Origin of the sequence: Limnothrix sp. FACHB-1083 (genome assembly GCF_014696485.1) — a bacterium.
Lineage (GTDB): Bacteria > Cyanobacteriota > Cyanobacteriia > CACIAM-69d > CACIAM-69d > CACIAM-69d.
The window spans coordinates 206,296-229,768 of sequence record NZ_JACJQD010000007.1; the positions used below are offsets into that span (position 1 = coordinate 206,296).

A 23,473-nucleotide genomic window follows, 5' to 3' on the forward strand; every position below is an offset into this window, starting at 1 on the left:
TGCCCAACAATCTAGGCCTTTGCAATGATAGTTTGGGCGAGGACGTTGGATGGTTAGGTAAACTGGTTCCCCAGGCTCACGGGGTTGTGTACCGTAATTTTCTTTTTGTGGATTGAGATGGCCTTGCGATCGCGCAAATCCCCAAGTAGCCGAGTCACCGTGACCCGCGTGGACCCGATCGCCTCGGCAATGGCTTGGTGAGAGAGCTTCAGATCGATCGTGATCCCATCGGAGCTGGGAACCCCAAAATCCCGGCACAGAATCAGCAAAAAGCTCACCAACCGAGATCCCATGTCGCGGTGGGCCAGGGTTTCGATCATCATCTCCGTTTGCAAAATTCGCGATGATAATCCCTGGAGCATCACCATGGCCAAGTCGGGATCATCCTTGAGGGCCTTTTCCACCCGATCGATCGGCACCGACAGCAACTCCACGGGCGTGAAGGCCACGGCGTGATAGAAGCGATCTGATCGATTGCCCGTCAGGAGCGACAACACCCCAAAAACCGTGTTTTCGCGCAGCAGGGCCACAGTAATTTCCTCGCCGGCCTCGTAGACACGGGAGAGTTTCACGGCCCCTTTCACCAAAAAGTAAACCCGTTCAGCCGGATCACCCGGGAAAAAAATCGTTTTGCCCCGATCAAACCGCTCAGTGGGCGGTGAGAAAGAATCTCCGCTCAGTTGGCGGAAAACAACGGCTAAAGGCTTGTCTACTGATAAGGGCATCTCGCTGCGCCGAACTGCCGAACTACTGAGAAACGTTATACCAAGCGCGATCGATTCGCGCATTTTTTTCGGATTTGATTTTTTGAGAGGTGGATACAAAACCCGATCTCAATCGATTAGGTTCGCGATCGCCAAGCCCAAAACTCAAAACCCGCGAAGGTCTTTCAGAAGCCCCTGACCGGTCTAAACTGATTCAGGTCACCTTCGCAGCACTACAATCTCGAACATTGTAATTCGCTCGTTGTAGCCTCTGATACGGTTTGAGTCAACAACGGGCTGCCAATCCCCATTGAATGGCAACTTTGCAACCCACCACTGCCCCATCAAGCCCCGCGCGCCCGATCGCTGACCCGATCGCCAAGGGAAACGCCCTCGGGACTCGGTGATTGGGATTTTGAGTTGGTGTTGGGATCTTGAGTTGGTGTTGGGATTTTGTGATTTGAGATTCTGTTGCTGAAATTTAGAACACCTATGCTGCTCAACCTCTCTGGAAAAAAAGCCCTCGTTACGGGGATTGCCAACAACCGCTCGATCGCCTGGGGCATTGCCCAACAGCTCCACGCGGCCGGGGCCGAAATTGCCGCCACCTATCTCCCCGATGACAAGGGCAAGGCCGAAAAGAAAGTGGCCGAGTTGATTGAACCCCTCAACCCCACCTTCCTGGTGCCCTGCAATGTGCAGGACGATGCCCAGGTGGCCGAAACCTTCACCACCATCCAGAGCAAGTGGAGCAACTTTGACATCTTGATCCACTGCCTGGCCTTTGCTGGCAAGGAAGAACTGACCGGAGATTTCAGCAACACGTCCCGCGAAGGCTTTGCCCGCGCTTTAGACATCAGCGCCTATTCCCTGACCAAGTTGGCAGCAGCAGCCAAGCCCCTGCTGAACGACAACGGCAGCATCATCACCCTCAGCTACCTGGGCAGCGTGCGGGCCGTGCCGAACTACAACGTGATGGGCGTGGCCAAGGCGGCCTTGGAAGCCAGCGTGCGCTACTTGTCCACGGAATTGGGTGAAAAGGGAATTCGGGTGAATGCCATTTCGGCGGGCCCCATTCGGACGCTGGCTTCTTCGGCGGTGGGCGGCATTTTGGACATGATTCACCACGTGGAAGAAACGGCCCCTCTGCGCCGCACAGTCACCCAAGTGGAAGTGGGCAATACGGCGGCCTTTTTGTGCAGCGATTTGTCTAGCGGGATTACGGGCCAGGTGATTTACGTGGACGCGGGCTACAACATCGTTGGAATGTAGCTGTGGAATGTAGCTGCTGGCCCCCATTCTCCACAGCCTGAGATTCATCCTGGGATTCGTAACCCATAACCCATGGGGGCTAGACGGGCGATCGCCCTTGTCTGCCCCCCCTTTGCCCGATCGCCCCTGTTGCCGTTTGCCCTCCGATCGTTCCTCAAATCATGCAAACCACCGAGCCAATTGCCGAGCCAATCACCGAGCCGATGCTCGATCGCCCCGTTATCCTCACGCCCGATCGCACCGCCCGCGTCAGCCGCAAAACCGGCGAAACCGATGTTCATGTCGGTTTGAATTTGGATGGAACGGGCCGTTGCTCTGCCCAAACCGGCGTGCCTTTTTTGGATCACATGCTTGATCAAATTGCCTCCCATGGGCTGATTGATTTGGATATCCAAGCCACTGGGGATGTGCATATTGATGATCACCACACCAACGAAGATGTGGGCATTACCCTCGGCCAAGCGCTGCATCAGGCCTTGGGCGATCGCAAGGGCATCGTCCGGTTTGGGCACTTTGTCGCCCCCTTGGACGAGGCCTTGGTGCAGGTGGCGTTGGACTTTTCCGGCCGGCCCCACTTGAGCTATGGGCTGCAAATCCCCACGGAACGGGTGGGAACCTACGACACCCAATTGGTGCGGGAATTCTTCGTGGCGGTGGTGAATCACTCGCAAATGACCTTGCACATTCGCCAACTGGATGGCATCAACTCGCACCACATCATCGAAGCCACGTTCAAGGCCTTTGCCCGAGCGATGCGCATGGCGATCGAGGTGGATCCGCGTCGTGCTGGCAAAATTCCCAGTTCCAAGGGTGTGCTCTAGTGGCAAAGGGGCGATTGATCCAAAAGCGTTGGCTTGAAAACTGGCGGGTCGGTTTGGTGCTGGCTGGGTTCCTGCTGTTGGGGGGCTTGCTGGGGGGGCTGATTTGGGGGCTGGAAACTCCGGCAGCCCAAGCGGCGGATTTTTGTCGGCCCTGGCATGGTCAGCAAATTTGCATTCTGAAAATTCAGCGCAGTGCCAAGAAACACTGGGAGTTTCGGGCCACGGTGGCGGTGGATGGGGTGGAACGGCCCCGATCGGCCTACAACTGCCGCCGCCGAATTTGGGTCGGGCTGGATGGCATCCGCCATGTGTTCGACCCCCATGGGCCCGGCGAGCTGATTTGCAGTTTGCTGAACCGGGATGATGCTCGCGAGGGTCTCAGCCGAGAATTGATGCTCGATCGCGCTCCCCGTCTCTTGCAGCCGCGCACCAATCTCAGCTCCCTCAGCACCCGATCGGGTGAAGTGGCGACCCAAACCGCCATCATCCAAACCGCCATCACCCAAACTGCCATCAATTGATGATTGATTTTTGCTAACTCTGCCAACTCTCCTGATCCCAGAGTTGAGGCAGTTTTGGCCCGGCCGATCCCCACCTCAAACAGACCCACGGTAGGCGTGAGGATTGGCCGGGAATTTTTTTGCCTTTTTCTCAAACTTTTTAAAAACTTTCTAAAAGTTTGGGATCATCAAAAAGTAGTTTGATTTGCATTTAAAACCATCAAAATTCTAGAGGGTTTCTTTTTTGACCAAAGACCATTTATGACGAATGCATGGCACAGGACGAATTGCAACAGAAAGTCTTTAAAAATTGTTTAAGATTGGTGAAGCCATTTTTCTCCATTCTTTGGGAGTGTCGCTATGACAGCTCGCGTTACCCGTGGCTTGAGTCCGCTGTCGGTGACAGCTTCGGTGACGGCTGAAGACCAGGCGCTGCTGCGGGACGTATTCCAATCTTTGACTCCGACGAGTTGCCCGCGTCACTACAACTTTCACATGCACACAACGGCCTCCGATGGCCGCCTCAGCCCCACCGATTTGATTAACCAGGCCCTGCAAATTGGTCTCAAAGGCTTTGCCATTACCGATCACCACAGTGTGAATGGCTATCTCGCTGCGGCGAAGGCGCTGCAATTGGCTAAGTCGGTGAACCCTGAGCTGGTGGTTCCCCATTTGTGGACGGGGGTTGAAATTAATGCAGGGTTGCTGGGAACCGAGGTGCATATCCTGGGCTATGCCTTTGATATCAGCGCTGATGTGATTCAGCCCTATTTGCAAGGGCGACCCGTGCGCGATGAGTATTACTACGCCGATCGAGTGATTCATGCCATCCAACAAGCGGGGGGCATTGCCGTGCTGGCTCACCCCGCTCGCTATCGCCTGGATGCCAAGCCCCTGGTTATGGCGGCGGCAACCCTAGGGATTGATGGGGTAGAGGCTTACTATGCCTATAACAATCCCAATCCTTGGACTCCTAGCCCCGATCAAACCGCCCGAGTAAAAGAGTTGGCGGAACGATTTGGGCTGCTGATGACTTGCGGGACAGACACCCACGGGCCGAATTTGCTGCTGCGTTTGTAGATCTCTAACGAGCAAATTTGGTCAAAATTTCGCCTGGGCGCTAAACTGCATTCGGCAAGGGGGCGCGATCGCATGGGTCTGAAGTGACACCCAAGACGGGCCAATGTCGATCGCCCAATCAGCCCGGCAGTTTTGGTTTGTTGGAGATCAATTTTGGTTGCTTTGCGTTTGTTTGGCGATGGCCGGAAGTCGGCCCCCGGAAAGCAAATGGCAGCCGTCGGGCTGTTGGGGCTGCTGGGATCGTTGGTGGCAGCGTTGCCAGCCCAGGCCGGGCAACTGCTGAATTGGCGGTTTGATCCGGCACGCAATCAATTGAGCTTCACGACCGATGAAGGGGTGCAGCCCCGGGCCCAAATTGTGTCGGGGCCCGATCGCCTGGCCATTGACCTGCCAGACACCACCTTGGCCCAACCGGTTCAGGAACAGCGGTTTGGGGGTATGGTGCGAGCGGTGCGCGTGGGCCAGCCCGATCGGAACACCACCCGCATCGCGATCGAATTCCAACCGGGCTATCGCATTGATCCCGATCGGGTGCGGGTGCGCAGCTTGTCTCCGACCCAATGGACGGTGGAACTGGGCGGAGAACCACTTGCCCAGCAGCCTCCCCAGCAGCTTGTGCTTCCTGGCCAGCGGAATCGCCCACAACCCACGCCTCCCAATAGCCCCAATAATTCCAACGGTTCCGATCGTCCTTGGATTCCCGGCGCATTGCGAGAGGTTTTGGAACGATCGGGCGGCAATTCCCCGATCGCTCAAGTGGAGGGGGTGGAACTGTCTGAGGGCGGATTGGCCCTGCGGGTGAGCGGCGGAACTCCTGGTATTACGGTGAACCGCAGCCCCGATCGCCGACAGATCGAAATTTGGTTAGATAACGCTTCGATCGCCAATGGGGTCGATCGACTCGTGGGCGGCCGAGCGGGCGTAACCCGTCTGATCGTCACTCCCCAACGAGGTGGGTATCCGCCTCGGGTAAGAATTTTGTTGGTGGTGGATCCGAGCAGCCCCGATTGGCAGGCTCGCGCCGAAGAGAGCTTGGTGATTGCCCAACCGATCGGCAGCACCACCGCCGTGAATCCCCCCGCTGCCAACCCGCCCACGGCCAACCCTTTGCCGCCGCGGCCTTGGCCCCGTCAACCGGACAACTCTGGCCAATCGCCTGGCTGGGTGAACGATTACCCCGATCCTCGCCTGGGCGGTTTGCCGATGTTGAATCGGCGGGTGCGCATTGTGGTGGATCCGGGCCATGGCGGTCGCGATCCCGGGGCGATCGGGATTGGGGGGCTACAAGAAAAGCAAGCGGTTTTGGATATTGGTCTGCAACTGGCGGCTCTGCTGCGTCGCCAAGGGGCCGACGTGGTTTTGACCCGCGATGACGACACCTTCATCAGCTTGGATGGGCGCACCCAGTTGGCTAACCGCATTAATGCCACCGTGTTTATTAGTGTCCATGCCAACTCAGCGGGTATTAATCGCCCGGACGTGAGTGGCGTGGAAACCTACTACCACCAGTCCGGTGGCCAGTTGGCCCAGGCGGTGCAACAAAGCATCATGCGCGCCTTTCCGTTCATGCGCAATCGCGGGGTGCGCACGGCTCGGTTCTATGTGCTGCGTAACAGTCGAATGCCCTCAATTTTGGTGGAAACCGGTTTTGTGACGGGCCGACAAGATGCGGCCCTGCTGACCAATCCCACTTGGCGATCGCAAATGGCCTGGGCGATCGCCCGAGGGACGATCGAATATCTCAACGGCCCTGGCCGCTAAGCTGTCCTCTTCAAACCATTGGGGGCGGCCAGTCCCGCCACCGCCAACCGATCGCGCAGGGCCTGGGGATCAGGTAAGGCTGACAGTTCTGCTTGGTGTTCCTGCATAAACACCAGGAGACGATGGGAAATTAAGCCCCGAGCCACCGCCAACTCGCCCAACGTTAGCCACTGGGGATTGCGTTGATAGGCCCGAGCCGCCGCAATCCAATCAAAATCAATCAACCCAGCTCGGTAAAGGGCCGCCTCGGGCTTCAGGGTCAGGCCGCCGGACGGGATTGCCAATTGCAACAGCCGCACCATTTGGGCGCTCAACCACCCTCGCTGGATCGCCACTAATTCTGGTGATGGGCTGTCACCGGCTTCCAACTCCCGGAGTTGTTGAGGGGTCAACAATCCAGCCTGTTCGCAGAGCTGGACGATCGCCGATCGCGACTGGAGATCCACCCCCGATCGCTCGCCCAACCGTGGCAAAACCGTTTCAAAAAACTGCAAAACCGGTGGCTGCACCACGCCCTTGGCTAACAGAATTTGTTCTAGGGGTAGTGGCTGGCGTAGTTCATACCACTCAATTAGCTCCTGCAATTGCCCTTCGGTTAAAAATCCCGCCTCTTGCAGCAAGATCCCGATCGGTCGGTGCAGTCGGTAGCGACCCAACAGGGCCGCCCCCAAATCCATAAAAAACGGCAAACTCTCCACCAAATAACGCCGCCAAAGACGCTTTGGCTCACAGGACAACCGAAATAGCCACTCCAAACCCACATGGCTCATCCAGCGGGGCGATCGGGGCACATTGCCCGCCTCAAAGTCGATCGTCGCCCCGAAGCCAAAGGCCACCGTCACATGTTTCAGCAAATGGCGATGGCGATAAAACCACTTTTCTTGCTTGGGTGCGCCAACTCCCACCAGCAGAACATTAGCCCGTGATTGATTAATCAAGTCAACAATCTTGGCGCATTCCACCGGGTCGCGCTCAAAGCCAAAAGGTGGTGAATAAACCCCCGTGACCATTTCGCGGCCCACCTTTTCATTGATTAAATGGCGAGCCTTTTCGGCCACTCCCTCCATGGCCCCCAGCAGAAAAATAGTCATCTCTGGGTCATAGGCATAGTATTCATAAAAAACCGGAAAGAAATCGGATCCCGAGATTTTGTCAGTGATGTGGTGGCCCATCAGCTTGGCTACAAAAATCAAAACCTGGCTATCACAAACCAAGTAATCGGCTTTGTGATAGATCGTGTCAAAAACCTCATCTCTCCGAGTTTTAACCAAATGATCAATATTGGGCGTGGTTACCCAACCGCCCCGTTTCAAATTTGCCAACAACTTCTGTTGGGAAATGTTGTCGAGCGTAATGTTCAGAATCGGAACCTTGGGTGCGATCGAGGTCATGGCAGCCTCTCCAAAATAGGTAGTTATTGAGATGTGACACTCAGAGTGATTGTGCAGTGATGAGAGATGGATAATCAGTGGCTCGAAAGACAAAAATGCTGATCGCTCCAGATATCTGGTCAAATACACTCGCTGCACTCGTGATATTCATCCACCCTTGGGGAACAGCCTCAGGGTTAATTTCCCCATTAGGTCAAAATTGGTCTAATGGCCGAATTCAATGGCTCAGTTGAACGATCCAATTTGCCTGTTTCATCCAGGGCCTAATCGCGATGCCCAATTAATAGCTGTAATGGCCTTGCCCAATGTTGGCTTGCACCCCGGATCCTTATGAAGCTATCATAATGCCCACCGTGATTGAGGGCATCAAGACCATCGTTTTTCGATCAATCATTCAAAAAGTCTTTAAAAAACTGACTAGTGAATTTCCCCAGCTGAATCGAGTCTGAATTGGGGTTGAATTAAGCCAATTGGAGATAATGGGGAAGTTCTCCTAATCTGGCAATTCTTGACTGCAGCCCTTTGCAAGCCCTGTGGTTTTAGGCAGAATGGAGCCGATTAAGGGTGTTTTGACGAGTATTGCGACTGATATTTCAGCTAGGTAAAGTGATGGTGATTGACCTATTTGGCGCAGATTTGGCGCGAATCTGGCGCTCATGAGGCTCTGAGTTGGCCCTTGGGGGTGGCGAAGGCGATTCGCTCAACTAATCACCACAAGACTCTTTATTTCTCAGGCGATCGACCTATGGCTAACTGCTTCTCAATCTGGCAACCGATGCCGCCGCTGCTGCTTGAATCTGGGGTGGTTGAGGTCGCCTTGGGGGTGGAGTGGGCCCTGTGGGGGGTGACGGGTCTGGTGTCGTTGCCGATCGCGATGTTGGCGATCGAGTGTTTGGTGGGAGGGCTGTTGCCGGGTTTTGGCCGATCGCCCTCCACGGCGGGCTGGCGACGGCCCAGGGTGGCGGTGCTGATTCCGGCTCACAATGAGGCGGCCTCGATCGGGACAACCATCCAAGCCATTCAGCCCCAGTTGCAACCGGGCGATCGGCTCCTGGTGGTGGCGGATAACTGCACCGATGCCACGGCGGAACTGGCTCGATCGGCCGGTGCAGATGTGGCGGAGCGCTTCAACACCGAGCAGCGGGGCAAGGGCTATGCTCTCGATTTTGGGGTGCGGGTGTTGGCCCAGGAGCCGCCGGAGGTGGTGGTGATTGTGGATGCGGATTGCACCCTGGAGCCGGGCAGCCTAGATCGCTTGGGGCAGTGGGCGCTGAAGCACAATCGCCCGGTGCAAGGACGCTATTTGATGGAACTGCCGCCATCGCCCAGCGCGGCGCGGCGGGTTTCGGCCTTTGCCTTTGCGGTCAAAAATTTTGCCCGATCGGAGGGATTGCGGCGGTTGGGGTTGCCCTGTCTGTTAAATGGAACGGGGATGGCATTTCCTTGGCAGACGATCGCCCAACTGCCCCTGGCCAGCGGCAATCTGGTGGAGGATATGCAAATGGGCATTGATCTGACGGTGGCCGGCTCGCCGCCGTTGTTTTGTCCCGACGCGCCCGTGACCGGTCGGTTGCCCCAGGCCGAAAGCGCCGCCACCAGCCAACGCACCCGTTGGGAGCATGGTCACTTGCAAACGATGACTTCCGTTGTGCCGCCGTTGTTGGGGCGTGCCATTCGCACCGGTAATGGCCCCCTGCTGGTGATGGGGTTGGATTTGCTAGTGCCGCCCCTGTCGTTTTTGGTGATGATTTGGGTGGGTGCGGCGATCGCGGTGACCGGTGTGGGGGCCCTGGTGGGGCGTTGGCAACCTGCAATCGGGATGGGGGTGTTGGGGTTGGTCTTGTTTGGGGCGATCGGCCTGGCTTGGTGGCGAGTGGGGCGGCCGTTTCTGTCAGCCCGAATGTTGCTGATGATTCCGATCTATGTGCTGCAAAAAGTGCCGATTTATTTGGGATTCCTGAAGCGGCGACAGACGGAATGGGTACGCACGGAGCGGGACTAGAACATCATTTTCGATATTTTCGATTTTGATACTTTCGATTTCGAGATTTTCGATCACTGTCCCCATTTCCCAATCCAAATTTTCCGAGCTATGGAGTGAGTGGGCAACGATGACCGTAACCTTGGGCGTAATTGGGGCCAGCGGGTTTATTGGCCAGCGGGTCGTGGAGATGCTGGCGCAGGATCCGAACTTCACGGTGGTGGCGATCGGGCGATCGGTGCCCAAGCGCGTGCCGGAAGGGGCGATCGCCCGGATCGCTGATGCCACCAAACCGACTTCCCTGGCCCAAGCCCTGACGGGTTGCCAAGCGGCGGTCTATTGCCTGGCCGGTAGTCCCAGTTTTGTGCGCAAAAACGCGCCCGTGGTTTACCAGGCGGCCGCCGATGCTGAGGTGAAACGATTTATCTATCTCAGCAGTGCCGTGGTGCATGGCCAAGCGCCGGCCCCCGGCACCACGGAAAAAAGCCCCCTGCGGGACAACTACCCGATCGCCTACAACAACGCCAAGGTGAGGGCAGAGTGGCGCTTACAGGCCGATCGAGCACAGACCAAAACCGAATTAGTCATCATCCGCCCCGGGATTGTTTGGGGCCCCAAGTCCACTTGGATCGAGGCTTTCGCCAATGCGGTCACCGATGGCGTGGCTTACCAAGCGGACTATGGGCGCGGCATTTGCAACAGTGTCTATGTGGATAACTTAGTTCATGGGATTGCGCTGGCGGCCGAAGCGGCCAAGGTCGATCGCGCGGCCTTTTTCATTGGGGATCAGGAAGTGGTGACCTGGGCTGACCTTTACCGCCCGATCGCGGCCGCCCTCGGTCAATCCTTTGATCAACTGCCCAACGTCAACATCGAAGCCTTTCGCCCCAGTGTGAAGGAAGAGTTGCGGGAAACACTGCGGGGAATGCGCCTGGTGGGGACACTGCTATCGGGTTTGCAAGCCCAACGCAAACGAGCCAGCGGCCAGCGGCCGCGCCCGGTGTTGTCGCCTTTGAATCAGGAGCTTTCGGCTCTCTACCGCTGCCAATGGCATTTACCCTTAACAGAGGCGGAAACCCGCTTGGGTTATCGTGCTCCGGTGTCCTTTGAGGAAGGCTGTCGCCGAACGATCGAGTGGTTGCAACAATCCAATCGGGAATCCCTGGGTCATCACTAGTTTTGCAACTCGTTTTTTTTAGCCTAGTAGCACGGCAAGTTTATTTTCACAGGTGAAGTCAAATGACTGTTAACGTGAGTGGACTGTTACTGTTACCGAATCGTTAGGCAGCAAGGGGCTTAAGCCCCTTGTTATTGCAACTGACTCCGCAACATTGCCCTAACGAATTGAGCCTGTCATGCCACTAGGGTTCCCAACCCCAGCACGCTAACCCAACTATTTCCACGCCCCTTCTTTACCGTCGCCTATGGCTGGCTTAGTCATCCAAGAAACGATCGCCTCATTGATTGAAATGGCGGAACAGGGGTCGATCGACCCGTGGGATGTGCGGGCCGTGGAGGTGTTGGATCGGTACTTGGATCAACTGCAACGGGCGATCGAACCGGTGGCGGGCCAAATGGGTAAGGCGGCCTACGATGTGCATCTGTCTCGATCGGCTCAGGCCTTTGTTTCGGCGGCCCTGTTGGTGTTGATTAAGGCGAACCGGTTGACCCTGGCCGAATTTCCACCGCTGACGGAGGGCGATGATTGGGAAGAAGAAGCGGAATCTGCCATTGAGGCGATCGCCCGTGGTCGGTTGCCCCTGCATTTGGAACAATGCCTGAAGCGGCGCGGCGTGGCTCCCCAAACCGGCCAGCGGCGCGTGTCCTTGGGCGACATGATTGAGCAATTGCAGCAGGTGGCCAGCCTGTTGGCCACCCAACCGGCCCGCCCCCGCAAAACCCGCCGCCCCAACCGCCGCCAAAAAATGCGCGCGGTGCAGCAGTTGGCGCACCAAGAAAATCTGGGGGAAGTTTCGGAGGCCTTGGCGGCATTTTTGCGCCCCTTTGGCGATCGATGGCTGAGTTTTGATGAATTGGTCGCTCAAGTCCCCCGCACGGGCCCCCAGGCAATTCCGCTGACGATCGCGCATCATGGGTCAATGGGTCAAGGTGAGCTGCTCAGTGACCAACCCACCAAGAGCGATCGGGCAGGGGCCTTTTGGGCGTTGCTGCTGCTGGCATCCCAATCGAAGGTGGAATTGGATCAAACGGAGTTTTATCAAGACCTGCGGGTGCGATCGCTGCCGGATCCTTTGCCGCCTATTCCAGACCCTTAACTCCATCTATGTCACCGCTCGATCGCCCCAGCGAACCCGACCCCACGCCCGCCGCCCGATCGCCCCATGTGGATTGGATGCGATGGCTGGCTCCCTTCTATGGCCTGTTGTTTTGCGGCATTCTTTGGCTGGCCTACACGGGAAATCTACCCAGTTTTTTAGGCAAAATTCCCCACTACGACATCCCCGGCCACATCATCCTCTATGCCATGGGCAGCTACCTGGGCCACCGCTTCAGCCGCTGGAAAACCATCCGCCTGGGCGGTCGCGCTTGGCCTCTGTTTCCCTTGGGCTTTGCAATTTGGACGGCGGCGGAAGAATGGTTACAAAGCCTGTCCCCCAATCGCACCTTTAGCGGGGTGGATTTGGTTTGTAGCTTTCTGGGCATTGGGCTGGGTTGGTGGTTGGCCAATCGCGATCGCCCGGTTCAACCCTGAAGATTCCTGGTTGGGTTAGCAACGATTGGTTAGGAACAACTGATTAGCAGCAATTGATTAGCGCCGATCGCGAATGAGCCGATCGATCGCCGCTTGCCAGTACCAATCCTCCGACTTACCCGGCATCCGCGATCGCTCAAAGGCCACCAAGCGTTCAGCGGTCGATCGCTGGTTTTGCACTAACAGCAACAGTTGCGCTTCCAGGGCCCGGCTGGGGCCGCGACTTTTGGGGGGCTTGGGCTTGGGGTCTGGGCGGGGCGGCCGCTTGGCCGCCGGGCGATCGCGCCGCGATCGGGATGGGGCTGATGGGGGTGGAGTTGATCGAGAGGACGTGGATCGCGACGAGGAAGCGGTGGACGAGGTAGACGGGGAGGGCGTAGGGCGATCGGCCTGCTGAGGTTGGGTTTTGGGAATGGTCTGGCTGGGTTCCGCCTTGATTTGGTTGAGCTGTTGCCGGGTCAGGCGATATTGACCCCCATCAAATCGAAACCCCGTAGGCCGTTCTTGGGTGACTCGCACGGGCGATCGCCGGGAAACCGATCGCCGGGGCCGGGGCGATCGGTGCCGCCACCAGCGACTGGCCGCCAGCCCTAACCCCAAACCCACCGCCCCGCCTCCCAGAATCAGCCAAGATTCCGGATTGGCCAGCCACTGTTGCACCAATTCCCAAGAGCGCGGATTCGCCATCATCCAGTCCGTATCCGGTTCCGGGCGGGCTGTCCAATTCAGTCGATCCAAATCCCGTTGCTCAATCACCTGATAGATATTGCGCACCGAAGATTCCGAAAATTGCCCCAACCGCAGCAATTGGGCCAGCTCCTCCGGAAACAGTTCCATCACGGGATGATCGGGATAGTGAATTTCCAGAGCCACATAGGTATGGACAGCCCGGGCATATTCAGCCCGTTGGGTAAACAGCCGCCCACAGGTCAACAACAACAGCGGTGCGCTGGGGTGTTCGGCACTGACCACGGCCCGATCGAGCAGAATGGTTAACCCTCGGCAAGCTTCCGGACTGGCCAGGCTGCCCGGACTGGTGCGATCCAAAATTCGGCGCACATTAGCCCGCACCGCGCCAATCAGCGCACTGTGGGGATAAATCTTGGCAAATTGCACATAGGCTCCAAACGCCTTGTTCAATTGGCGAGCCTTTTGGGCCTGTTCAGCGGTTTGATAAAGCTGACATTCCGCTAGCCGATAGCGACTTTCCACAGCCGTTGGGTCTCGATCGTCCGGAGCGGATCGATCAGCCACCTGCTGAAACCGAGGGATTGCGGCAGCACAGTTGGCTTGGTCATAGGCCGATCGCGCTGCCCTCAAAATCGGGTCACTACGCAGCCACCACTCCAGACCCAGCCCCGCAACCGCCAACACCCCCAACAGCCCAATCAGGATTTGCCCCTTGCGTTGCACGGCCACCTTCCGTTATTGAATCCTTGAGTTGTTGAATCCTGGAAATGAATTCCAGTCAAAAAGCCAGTCAAAATTGCTAGGTCAAGCGCCCGGTCGATGGCCCGGGCAACCGTCAAAAGTTTTGCTTCCAACCGGGGCCGGGCGATCGCTAGCGATAGAATGAAGTCCGAGCGCTCTGATCGGGTTTTTGATCGGGTGATGGTCTGGCTAGTTGATTTGGCCACTGGCTCAACGGTTGATTCACCCTTTCAATCATGCCAACTGGGGCCCTTTCGGGATTCTAGGCCGATCGCGCTCAAAGACCCACAGTAGGAATACTGGACGGGCCATGGGCCATGGACACTGAATCGGTCTACTGAATCGGTCTTCTGATTCAGCCGGACTCAGTTCCTCTGGGTTCATTCAACTCTGGTTCATGCACTTTCGGTTTATTAACTTCTCATCCGTCACTCACAGCAAGTTCAGCCAAGCATATGACCGTTGCCGCGCCTGCCAAGACCGAATACGAAGCCGTCATTGGTCTCGAGACCCACTGCCAACTGAGCACGGAAAGCAAAATTTTCTGTAGCAGTTCCACGGAGTTTGGAGCCGATCCCAACACCCATGTGGATCCGGTGTGCTTGGGGTTGCCGGGCACGCTGCCGGTGCTGAATCAAAAGGTGTTGGAATATGCGGTGAAGGCGGGCTTGGCGCTCAATTGTCAGATCGCCCCCTACAGCAAGTTCGATCGCAAGCAATATTTCTATCCCGACTTGCCCAAAAATTATCAAATTTCCCAATACGACCTGCCGATCGCGGAGCATGGCTGGCTGGAAATTGAAATTGTGGACAAGCAAGGAAACGCCACCCGCAAACGGATTGGCATCACCCGTTTGCACATGGAAGAAGACGCGGGCAAGTTGGTTCATGCGGGGGCCGATCGCCTGGCCGGGTCAGCCTATTCCCTGGTGGACTACAACCGAGCCGGTGTGCCGCTGGTGGAAATCGTTTCGGAGCCGGATATTCGCACGGGCCAAGAGGCGGCGGAATATGCCAAGGAACTGCGCCGAATTGTGCGCTATTTGGGCATCAGTGACGGCAACATGCAGGAGGGTTCCCTGCGCTGTGATGTGAATGTGTCGGTGCGGCCGGTGGGCCAAAAGGCCTTTGGCACGAAGGTTGAAATCAAAAATATGAACTCGTTCAACGCGATTCAGCGGGCGATCGAGTACGAAATTGAGCGCCAAATTGAGGCGATCGAAACCGGCGAGCCGATCGTCCAAGAAACCCGTCTTTGGGAAGAGGGCAGCCAACGCACCATTTCCATGCGCTCTAAGGAAGGCTCCAGCGACTATCGCTATTTCCCAGAGCCGGATCTCACCCCGATCGTGGTGTCGGAAGAGCAACGGGAATCTTGGCGTGAGGAGTTACCGGAGTTACCTGCCCAAAAGCGCCATCGCTATGAAACGGAGCTGGGGCTGTCGGCCTACGATGCCCAGGTGCTGACCGATGAGCGGGCGGTGGCGGAATATTTTGAAGCCACGGTGACCGCTGGGGGTGATGTGAAACAGGCGGCGAACTGGATCATGGGCGATATTGCCGCTTGGCTGAAGAACGAAAAACAGTCGATCGAAAACTTGGCCCTGAAACCGGCGGAGTTGGCGGAGTTGGTGGGGTTAATTGTGAATGGAACCATCAGCGGCAAAATCGCCAAGGACATTCTGCCGGAGCTGCTAACGGAAGGTGGCTCGCCCAAGGCCCTGGTCGATCGCAAAGGGTTGGTGCAAATTTCTGACCAAGGGGCGATCAAGACCCTGATCGAAGAGGTTTTGGCGGCCCATCCGGCGGAACTGGAACAATATCGCGCTGGAAAAACCAAGCTGAAGGGCTTCTTTGTGGGGCAACTGATGAAGAAGAGCGGCGGCCGCGTGGATCCGAAGCTCACGAACCAATTGCTGGAGGAGTTGCTGAATGGCTAGGCGATCGGCCGGCTGGATTTCCAAGAGTTCATCAAAATTTCAAAAAAGGGGGTGACACCCCTCGCCCTTCTGCTGTTATACTGTGCTAAGTAGATGCACCCTGATGACTGGGAGAGTCCGCAACGACTCTCCTTTTTTTTGTCAATTTTTTGCCGAATCCTGCCAGGCCAATTGGCTAAGCCAATTTCCGCCCCATGGCTTGTTGGTTGCCTGCCTGCTAGCGGCCGATCGGTGGCTGTCGTCTGCCCGAGCGAGGTTGACCCGCTGATCGTCCACTCGGGATTGGTTGGGCCCCAGGTCAATGGGCGATCGGCCCCAAAACAGGCGACAATGGATTTAGTTATTTGCCCACCCGATCGCTACGCTTTCCATGTCTGCACCATCCGCCCCATCCGGTCAGTCCAGCCAACATCGCGAGCAATATACGGTTTTCTTGGATCCGACCTTGATCAATCGGGTGTTGGAACTGACCGATGCACCTGGAAATGCGATCGAGGATGGGTTGCGGTTGTGGTTAGCCCAACAAGCGGAACCTGCGGCCCCGGCGATCGCTAGCCGTAGCCTCCCCGCCAGCACACCACCACAATTGCCGGCTAAGTTGGCAGCCCCGATTGTGCCGGAGCGCCGCAGCAAGCCCCGCATTTTGAATTTGGCTCCGCCGGTTGCCCCCGCCCCGATCGACCCGATGAACGATCGCAACCTGCCGAAGCCCCTGACTCGTCCCAATGCACCGACCCCGCGCCGATTGCCGCCGCGCCGTTCGGTCTCGGGCCCGATCGACCCGCGCAAGAGTAATGATGACGAAACGGGCTGGCTGGTTTAGGGCGGTCGGTTCAGAAAATTCGCCCTATTAGCATGGCTGCCTTAATTCGCTGGGTTAAATCACATGGCTGTTACCGTCGCCTGATCGTTAATTAGCAAGGGGCTTAAGCCCCTTGTTACCACGACTGGCTCCGCAACTTTGACCCAATGTATTCAGCCTGTCATGCTACTAGTTGGTCAGAATGGTTTGGCTGTGAAGGTCAGCCGTGAAGGTTGTCGCTAGGCGATCGAGTGAGAACCGGTTTAACCCATGCCCGGTTCCAGAGCCGTATCCCAAGGATCGGCCCAAAAATCTACCCAATCGGAGTCTGGCGATCCTTGAGTCGGAGCGGTAGTGCTCGATCGCTCACTTTGGAAATTCACGCCGCTGGTCATGGTTTCCGTGGTGGTCATGGCCGCAGTCAACCCTGGCAATTGACGGGAGGGTTCCGTTTCCGCCCGCAGTTCAGCCGTCGGCCGTGACTCAGAAGATGACTCAGAGGAAAGGATCGGCTCGATCGCGTCCGGGCCCGGTTGCGCGAACTGGGTCAATCTCCGTAAATTCACTGAGTCATCCTCAGCCTTCTCCGGAGTGGCCGGCAAGGCCCCAGAGTCGGCCAAGTCGGCTGGCGGTTGGTTGGCCATGGCTTCGACCGTGGTTGATGGTTGGGAATCCGAAGCTGACCGCCCCGCAGCGGGCACTTCCGGGGTAGCGGTTGTTGTTTTTTTGACCTGCGTCACACTGTTGCGAAACGACCAAGCGAGATAGACGGCCAACGCGTCGGCGATCGCCCGCACGTTGTCCTCTGGACGCTGGCCAGATTTGGGGGAATGCGTGCTCATCATTGCTCGATCGCCCATCATGCTTGTGATATCTCTAGTTTCACTCGGTTAGCAATCACAGATGGCGACGGCGATCGCAAACGGAGACCGATCTCAGTCATGCAGCAGCCTGTCCCCGATCGCCCAATTTCCGTGTTTTCACCACCGGTCGTAGCGATCGTCACCATCTTTTTTCCTCTTCCTACCGAAGCAGCAGACTTCCGGACTGGGGAGGGGCTGATTGTCGCCTGCGAAACTGGCCGATGATCGGTCGTCAAATCTGCCCACGCCCGCTAGGGTGCTGAGATTGGTGAAAATTCAGCGCGTTCGGGCAATTTACTGCTCAAAACTTCCAGGATTGGGGAATGAGGGTGCGATCGCGGTGGGGGATTGGTGGTTGGAGATCGGTAGTCAGGAATTCACGGGGTGCGATGCAGGGGCGATCAACCGTTCAATCAACCGTTTAACAATGGGAAAAAGTGCCCGATCGGCCCCTGGCCTTGCCCGATCGCCAGAGCATGGCGCAATGCTTGCGTGACGTAGGTTTTGGCTGCCTGGGTTGCCGCCAAGGGGGCTTGTCCCAAGGCCAAGTTCGCCGCGATCGCCGCAGACAAACTACAGCCCGTGCCGTGGGTGTGGGGGGTGTCCACGGTTTCCGTTCGCAACACCACCGGTTCATCGCCCGCAAACCACACATCCACGCCCCGTAAATCTCCCGGCAAACCGCCCCCCTTCACCACCACCGCCTGGGGCCCCAACTGCCAAATGGTTTTCGCCGCCGCGATCAAATCCGCCAAGGACTCGATCGCCCGTCCGGCCAACAATTGCGCCTCATAGCAATTGGGCGTGGCCACCGTTGCCAAGGGCAACAGCCGATCGCGCATCAGTGCCACCGCGTCATCATCAATCAACTGCGCCCCCGTGCGGGACACCATCACCGGATCCACAACCAAGGCCGGTAACGGGTCGGCCGTGAGCCGATCGACCACGGCCGAAATAATATCTCGATTCAGCAACATGCCCGTTTTGGCCGCTGCGATGCCTAAATCGATCGCCACCGCATTAATTTGGGCCACCACCGCCGCCGGAGCCAATGGGTCAACCCTGGTGACCCCCAAGGTGTTTTGGGCTGTCACGCAGGTTAAAGCACAAGCACCGTGAACACAGTGCATGGCGAAGGTTTTTAAATCGGCTTGAATTCCCGCGCCACCGCCGCTATCGGAACCGGCAATGGTCAAGGCGATCGGGGGCTGCAATCCCTGGCTCATGGTCTAGATGATCTAGGACGATCAAGATCGGGTGGGATCGGGGAGCCTAGGGATTCCGCCGCCGTTGCAGGAACTCGGGAATATCTAGCCCACCCAACATGCTGTTGCCCTTTTGGTCGCCCGTGGGGTTTGGGAGGGGCTTGGGGGTCGATCGCGGTAAACCAGTGCCCAAGCGGCCCGCCGCCGGACTGGGGGGCAAATCTGCCGAAAAGCCCGTTGCAATGACCGTGACGCAAATTTCCCCTTGCAGTCGCTCATCAATCACCGCGCCGAAGATGATGTTGGCGTTCGGGTCAACCACTTCATAGATCGCTTCAGCGGCCGCATTCACCTCATGGAGGGTTAGATCGCGACCACCCGTAATATTCAAGACCACGCCCTTGGCCCCTTCAATGCTGGCTTCGAGCAGCGGGGAGGAAATAGCCGCATTGGCCGCATCGCGGGCCCGGGATTTACCGGAACCAATACCAATGCCCATCAGCGCCGAACCGGCATCGGCCATCACCGCCCGCACATCGGCAAAGTCCACATTCACCAAACCGGGAATGGTGATGATATCAGAGATTCCCTGAACCCCTTGCCGCAACACGTCATCGGCAAACTGGAAGGCTTCTTGGACGGGGGTTTGTTCTGGAATGGCGGCCAGCAGGCGATCGTTAGGGATGATGATCGTGGTGTCCACCTGGGCTTGCAGTTCCGCAATGCCTTCTTCGGCTTGGGCCATCCGCCGCCGCCCTTCAAACTTAAAGGGCCGGGTCACCACTGCCACCGTCAGCGCACCGGCTTCTTTCGCCATTTCCGCCACGATCGGGGCGGCCCCGGTTCCAGTGCCGCCGCCCATGCCGGCCGTAATGAAGACCAATTCTGTGTTTTGCACCAGGTTGGCAATTTCTTCCCGGGACTCTTCAGCGGCGCTTTTGCCAATGGTGCGGTTGCCGCCAGCCCCCAGCCCCTTGGTTAGCTTTTGACCAATTTGCAAGCGGTTTTGGGCCGCCGATTGGGTCAGGGCCTGGGCATCGGTGTTGATGGACCAAAACTCGATGCCGGAAATTTGGCTGGCAATCATGCGGTTCACAGCGTTGCCGCCGCCACCACCTACGCCAATGACCTTAATACGGGCGATGCTTCCTGGCACGATCTCGCTTCCTTTGGCAGTTTCACCGGGCTGCATCCCGCCATCTCCATTATTCTTAAAGCCGCTACCGATATTGCTGAGGGGCAGGCCAGCACTTCCATAGGCTCCGCTGGCTCCACGGGGGTACTCGGCGGAGTCGTAGGCGGTTGGGTTGTCTTGGGCAGGCCCCAGGCGGTCATTAAGCGTCATGGGATTGGCAAGCTAAAAGGGTCGAAGGTTAGATTGTCCAACCGACAGAATTTACAGAATTTGTAGACAACTATAGGGTAAGTTGCTGAAAGTTGCTGGAAAAAAGTTATCTCAGCAATCTGGCGGCTGTTGGATCAAGGGGGCCGGGGCGTAAACGAGTGTGGGGAAGTTGCTGAGGCGGAAATCCGATCAACGGGTGGAATGCTCAGGCAATGTGCTCAGGCAATGTGCTCAGGCAACAACAGTGTTACTAGGGTGGTTTTAGCTGTTGTTGTGCTCCCTTGTCCAGAGTGGTGGATCGCATTTGGATGGCGGGTCGCTCCAAATCCCGAAAATCAATGTGATCAATTTGCCTGGGATCAAGTTGTTGCGGGAGCGATCGCATCCGCGCCAGGAGGGCCATTTGCTGGGCCCAGCGATCGCGCCCATAGGTTCCCAATTCCACGGGCCCCAATTCCGTTTGCAAACGGATCGATCGGGGGTTGCGCCAATCCACCACCTGCACGGCCACGGGCGACAGACTCAGCCAACGGTAGATAAAAGCCCATTCCCGTTGGATCGTGCCATAGTCCCCGATCGCCTTGAGCACGGGCAATTGGGGAACAGGGCGCATGGCTTGGTAGCGCTCTAGCTCAATCCAAGTGCCCTGGCTGTCCATCAGACCGATTTGGGCGCGTGGGTTGCCGCCAGCCCGTTGCACCGGAACCGTGGACTCAATCACAGCCACCGGAAACAGCTCCGTGACCTGCACCACCAACTTGGGCGGCAACAGTTGGCGAGTGACTTCCGCATGGGCCACGGGGCCCCTGGCCCGCAAACTGGCGGCAATCACTTGGGGCTGGAGTTTCCACAAAGATTGGGGATAGCTGATACCCAGGAGCGATCGCACGTGGTCATCGCTCAGCATCCGATTGCCCAGCACGTCCACCTGTTCGGGCCCCCGAATCACCCAAGGGGCAGACGTAACCAAGCTGGCCGTCGCGATCGCCACCAACCCCACCGCCACCAAGCGCCAACTCCGCCGCGCAATTTTCCAGTGGCGACGACGGCGAAGGTGCGATCGCCGCAGATCCAAGTGGCGGCGAGACAAGGGAACAAGCGGATCCAGGTCTGGATCCGGCCCGTCATCTGGCCCGTTAAACATCTGGCCCATTTAACTGATCTGTTTTATGTAATAGCGTCTGGAATAGTGTCCTGAATAATGGCTTCCTGCAAGGGATTGCTGATTTCTCCTGAGCTTCAGTGGCCAAGACCCCCAACCCCAATTCAAAATGGGGCCCTTTAGAATAGTTGCCGCTGCTCGCCATGCCCACCGCAGCAGCAACCCAGGACAAACTGCACAACTTCAATCAATTTCAAGATTTCAGGACAAGATTTCAGGAATAGATTTCAGGGTGAATGCCGGTGTCCCTGTACTTTGATCGCTAGGTTGGTCATGATGGTTGCATCGTAGCCCTAGTCCAAGTCGATTGTTGCTGTTTTCTTTGGCCGATATTTCTCAGTACCATGGCAATTGACGATATATCCCGCTTCTTTAAGGCCTGTAATCCTTCCTATACGCTCGATCTCGCCAAGCCGGAAGATCGAAAATACTATATTGATTTCTCGAATGTGCGCGGTGGCAATATCATCGGTGAGCTGAAACGGACGATCGTCCGAATTTCTCCCGATGTGCCCACTTGTCAGCTTTTTACGGGACACATTGGCTGTGGAAAATCCACGGAACTCTTGCGGTTGAAAGCTGAACTGGAGCAAGAGAATTTCCATGTGGTCTATTTCGAGTCTACCCAAGACTTAGACATGGCCGATGTGGATATTAGTGATATTTTGTTGGCCATTACTCGCCAGGTCAGCGAAAACTTAGATGCCGTCGGCATTAAGTTGAAACCCAGCTATTTTGCCAATTTGTTCCAAGAGGTTTCAGATTTTCTGCAAACCCCGATCGAACTGGGTGCTCAGGCGGAGGTTTCCCTAGGAATTGCCAAAATTACCGCCAAAACCCAGGACAATCCCAAACTACGCAGCCAATTGCGGCAATATCTGGAACCGCGAACGGAGGGAATTCTGCGGGCCATTAACGAGGAAATTATTCAGCGGGCCACCCAAGAATTGCTGCGGCGCGGCAAGAAGGGCCTAGTGGTGATTGTGGATAACCTTGATCGGGTGGATAGCCGCACCTTACCCTCGATCGGGCGACGGCAACCGGAATATTTATTTATCGATCGCGGTGCTCAGCTCCGGCGAATTAATTGCCATTTGGTCTACACCGTTCCCCTTTCGTTAATGTTTGCTGACGAATACGAAGCGATGAAAAACCGCTTAGGCGGCGGTTTGGCTCCCAAAGTATTGTCAATGATTCCGGTGCGGACTCGGAATGGGGAACCCTTTGAACCAGGCATGGAAGCCTTGCGATCGGCTGTTTTGGCGAGGGCTTTTCCAAACCTTTCTCCCACCGAAGCACTCAGCCATGTCAGCGAAGTTTTTGAAGACTTGGAAACCCTAAATCGTCTTTGTCGGGTCAGTGGTGGTCACCCCCGAAGCCTGTTAGGATTACTCTATCGCTGCCTACAGCAGGAAGACCCTCCCTTTGCTCGGGCGAACTTGGAGCGCGCCATTCGCGACAGTCGGGACGATCTCACCCTGTCGATCGATGACATTGAGCGAGAGCGCCTTTTCCAGGTTGTCCGCGAACAAAGTGTGCGTGGCGAGGACAGCTACCAAATGCTGCTGCGGACTCAAATTGTTTACGAGTACCGCGATGCCCAGGGACGGTGGTTTGGCATCAACCCTTCCCTTGAAGAAACCGATTGGTTTCAAGCTTGGCAGCAACAAAACCGCTAACTCCCAGATGATCGCCGCCTGGGCCTAACCCATCCACCCAGGCGCAATACGTAGCAGTCATGCGACTGTTCCCAAAGAGGAGCGTTAAGCCATGGGCCCCAAAGTTCCAGGCGGTCTCGCCAACGCCAATGAGCGATCTGTTGCCATTTTGGCCAGAACTCTGTTGCACCAGCAGGGAGAATTTGCCCTGATTCTGGCGCACTGCAACGATCCAACGGTTCAGCGTTGTGCCACTAATCGCTTACGCGAGATGCTGTCCTTGGAGGTCGGGTGCTTGCAGTTGCCCACCTCCGCCCGATCGCTCTTGTCACCCATCCAGAATCTCTGTCGCCAACACCCACCTCAAGCTCTGGTGGTTACCGGGCTGGAAACCCTAGAAGAACTGGATGATCTGTTGGTGGCCACCAATCGGGCCTTCAACGCCTTTACTCATCAGTTTCGATTTCCCATCATTTTGTGGGTCAACGATCGGGTAGTGCGCCACCTAGCCCGCTACGCCCCCGATCTCAAAAACCGCACGCCCACCAGCATTCGCTTCTTTGAGCAGCAGCCTCAGCCTCTCGCCTCAGTGTTGAGCAATTAGCGCTTCCCTGCTCCAACAAGTTGGATTTTTTTTCGGAATTTTCCTGTAATTTCCTAGATTTTCCCGATTTTACGCAAAATTTGTAGAGCTATACTGCTGGGTAATCTCCTTGGTACCCCATGACATTGGATCAGTGCCTTGTCAGTGCTGAGTGCTGGGAAAGTTTCTGCGCAGCACTTTTCTGCTATTCCCGAGATTTTCCTGATTTTACGCAAAATTTATAGAGCCGCATTGCTGAGT

At 56.7% G+C, this 23,473-nt stretch carries 21 protein-coding genes; 14 read left to right on the forward strand and 7 right to left on the reverse strand.

Annotated features, from left to right (window positions below; all coding sequences use genetic code 11):
* Positions 1–53 precede the first annotated feature (53 nt).
* Complete coding sequence (ntcA, locus tag H6F46_RS11055) at positions 54–725, reverse strand: global nitrogen regulator NtcA (protein WP_099533558.1); 672 nt, start codon at positions 723–725, stop codon at positions 54–56.
* Between the two features lie 474 nt (positions 726–1,199).
* On the opposite strand from ntcA, the gene fabI reads away from it, so the two are divergent.
* The 5 genes from fabI to H6F46_RS11080 all read left to right on the forward strand — a co-directional run bounded on the left by fabI (position 1,200) and on the right by H6F46_RS11080 (position 6,138).
* Positions 1,200–1,976 (forward strand): enoyl-ACP reductase FabI, encoded by a 777-nt coding sequence (gene fabI / locus H6F46_RS11060; RefSeq protein ID WP_190355293.1) that lies wholly within the window; start codon positions 1,200–1,202, stop codon positions 1,974–1,976.
* 203 nt (positions 1,977–2,179) lie between these two features.
* On the forward strand, positions 2,180–2,797 hold the full coding sequence (hisB, locus tag H6F46_RS11065) for an imidazoleglycerol-phosphate dehydratase HisB (RefSeq protein WP_099533559.1): 618 nt from the start codon (positions 2,180–2,182) through the stop codon (positions 2,795–2,797).
* A complete protein-coding gene (locus tag H6F46_RS11070) occupies positions 2,797–3,318 on the forward strand; it encodes a hypothetical protein (protein WP_190355193.1) in 522 nt (173 codons plus the stop codon). Before hisB ends, H6F46_RS11070 begins: the two co-directional genes overlap by 1 nt.
* 339 nt (positions 3,319–3,657) lie before the next feature.
* Positions 3,658–4,377, forward strand: coding sequence for a PHP domain-containing protein (locus H6F46_RS11075; protein WP_190355192.1), 720 nt, complete (start codon positions 3,658–3,660; stop codon positions 4,375–4,377).
* A gap of 153 nt (positions 4,378–4,530) precedes the next feature.
* Entirely contained in the window at positions 4,531–6,138 is a 1,608-nt protein-coding gene (locus H6F46_RS11080; RefSeq protein WP_190355191.1) for an N-acetylmuramoyl-L-alanine amidase, read from the forward strand.
* On the opposite strand, the gene H6F46_RS11085 is transcribed toward H6F46_RS11080, so the two are convergent.
* Positions 6,135–7,529 carry a WecB/TagA/CpsF family glycosyltransferase gene (locus tag H6F46_RS11085; protein WP_190355190.1) on the reverse strand — a complete coding sequence of 465 codons (1,395 nt, stop codon included), beginning with the start codon at positions 7,527–7,529 and terminating at the stop codon, positions 6,135–6,137. The genes H6F46_RS11080 and H6F46_RS11085 overlap by 4 nt on opposite strands.
* Before the next feature lie 745 nt (positions 7,530–8,274).
* On the opposite strand from H6F46_RS11085, the gene H6F46_RS11090 reads away from it, so the two are divergent.
* The 4 genes from H6F46_RS11090 to H6F46_RS11105 all read left to right on the forward strand — a co-directional run bounded on the left by H6F46_RS11090 (position 8,275) and on the right by H6F46_RS11105 (position 12,223).
* On the forward strand, positions 8,275–9,531 hold the full coding sequence (locus H6F46_RS11090) for a glycosyltransferase family 2 protein (RefSeq protein WP_242027899.1): 1,257 nt from the start codon (positions 8,275–8,277) through the stop codon (positions 9,529–9,531).
* Between the two features lie 109 nt (positions 9,532–9,640).
* Positions 9,641–10,687: an NAD(P)-dependent oxidoreductase gene (locus tag H6F46_RS11095; RefSeq protein ID WP_099533540.1), complete on the forward strand. Its 1,047-nt coding sequence runs from the start codon at positions 9,641–9,643 to the stop codon at positions 10,685–10,687.
* Between the two features lie 247 nt (positions 10,688–10,934).
* Entirely contained in the window at positions 10,935–11,786 is an 852-nt protein-coding gene (locus tag H6F46_RS11100) for a segregation/condensation protein A (protein ID WP_190355189.1), read from the forward strand.
* A gap of 8 nt (positions 11,787–11,794) precedes the next feature.
* Positions 11,795–12,223, forward strand: a complete 429-nt coding sequence (locus tag H6F46_RS11105; protein ID WP_242027900.1) for a hypothetical protein — start codon at positions 11,795–11,797, stop codon at positions 12,221–12,223.
* Positions 12,224–12,280: 57 nt separating this feature from the next.
* On the opposite strand, the gene H6F46_RS11110 is transcribed toward H6F46_RS11105, so the two are convergent.
* A complete protein-coding gene (locus tag H6F46_RS11110) occupies positions 12,281–13,642 on the reverse strand; it encodes a tol-pal system YbgF family protein (RefSeq protein ID WP_190355188.1) in 1,362 nt (453 codons plus the stop codon).
* A gap of 467 nt (positions 13,643–14,109) precedes the next feature.
* On the opposite strand from H6F46_RS11110, the gene gatB reads away from it, so the two are divergent.
* Both gatB and H6F46_RS11120 read left to right on the forward strand, forming a co-directional pair.
* Positions 14,110–15,594 carry an Asp-tRNA(Asn)/Glu-tRNA(Gln) amidotransferase subunit GatB gene (gatB, locus tag H6F46_RS11115; RefSeq protein ID WP_190355187.1) on the forward strand — a complete coding sequence of 495 codons (1,485 nt, stop codon included), beginning with the start codon at positions 14,110–14,112 and terminating at the stop codon, positions 15,592–15,594.
* A 370-nt stretch (positions 15,595–15,964) separates the two neighbouring features.
* Positions 15,965–16,417, forward strand: a complete 453-nt coding sequence (locus tag H6F46_RS11120) for a hypothetical protein (RefSeq protein ID WP_143473035.1) — start codon at positions 15,965–15,967, stop codon at positions 16,415–16,417.
* A gap of 242 nt (positions 16,418–16,659) precedes the next feature.
* On the opposite strand, the gene H6F46_RS11125 is transcribed toward H6F46_RS11120, so the two are convergent.
* Positions 16,660–17,241, reverse strand: a complete 582-nt coding sequence (locus H6F46_RS11125) for a hypothetical protein (RefSeq protein ID WP_206753587.1) — start codon at positions 17,239–17,241, stop codon at positions 16,660–16,662.
* 96 nt (positions 17,242–17,337) lie between these two features.
* Here H6F46_RS11125 and H6F46_RS11130 point away from each other — a divergent pair, with 96 nt between their 5' ends.
* Positions 17,338–17,484, forward strand: coding sequence for a hypothetical protein (locus H6F46_RS11130; protein ID WP_190355185.1), 147 nt, complete (start codon positions 17,338–17,340; stop codon positions 17,482–17,484).
* A 188-nt stretch (positions 17,485–17,672) separates the two neighbouring features.
* Here the strand turns inward: H6F46_RS11130 and thiD are convergent, their stop codons facing one another.
* The 3 genes from thiD to H6F46_RS11145 form a co-directional block, all read right to left on the reverse strand.
* Complete coding sequence (thiD, locus tag H6F46_RS11135; protein WP_190355184.1) at positions 17,673–18,485, reverse strand: bifunctional hydroxymethylpyrimidine kinase/phosphomethylpyrimidine kinase; 813 nt, start codon at positions 18,483–18,485, stop codon at positions 17,673–17,675.
* 46 nt (positions 18,486–18,531) lie between these two features.
* Positions 18,532–19,809 carry a cell division protein FtsZ gene (gene ftsZ, locus H6F46_RS11140; RefSeq protein WP_099533548.1) on the reverse strand — a complete coding sequence of 426 codons (1,278 nt, stop codon included), beginning with the start codon at positions 19,807–19,809 and terminating at the stop codon, positions 18,532–18,534.
* Positions 19,810–20,059: 250 nt separating this feature from the next.
* Positions 20,060–20,953, reverse strand: coding sequence for a cell division protein FtsQ/DivIB (locus tag H6F46_RS11145; protein WP_190355183.1), 894 nt, complete (start codon positions 20,951–20,953; stop codon positions 20,060–20,062).
* Positions 20,954–21,315: 362 nt separating this feature from the next.
* On the opposite strand from H6F46_RS11145, the gene H6F46_RS11150 reads away from it, so the two are divergent.
* Positions 21,316–22,650 (forward strand): P-loop NTPase fold protein, encoded by a 1,335-nt coding sequence (locus tag H6F46_RS11150; protein ID WP_099533550.1) that lies wholly within the window; start codon positions 21,316–21,318, stop codon positions 22,648–22,650.
* Between the two features lie 91 nt (positions 22,651–22,741).
* Positions 22,742–23,233 carry a hypothetical protein gene (locus H6F46_RS11155; protein WP_190355182.1) on the forward strand — a complete coding sequence of 164 codons (492 nt, stop codon included), beginning with the start codon at positions 22,742–22,744 and terminating at the stop codon, positions 23,231–23,233.
* The last annotated feature ends 240 nt before the right edge of the window (positions 23,234–23,473 follow it).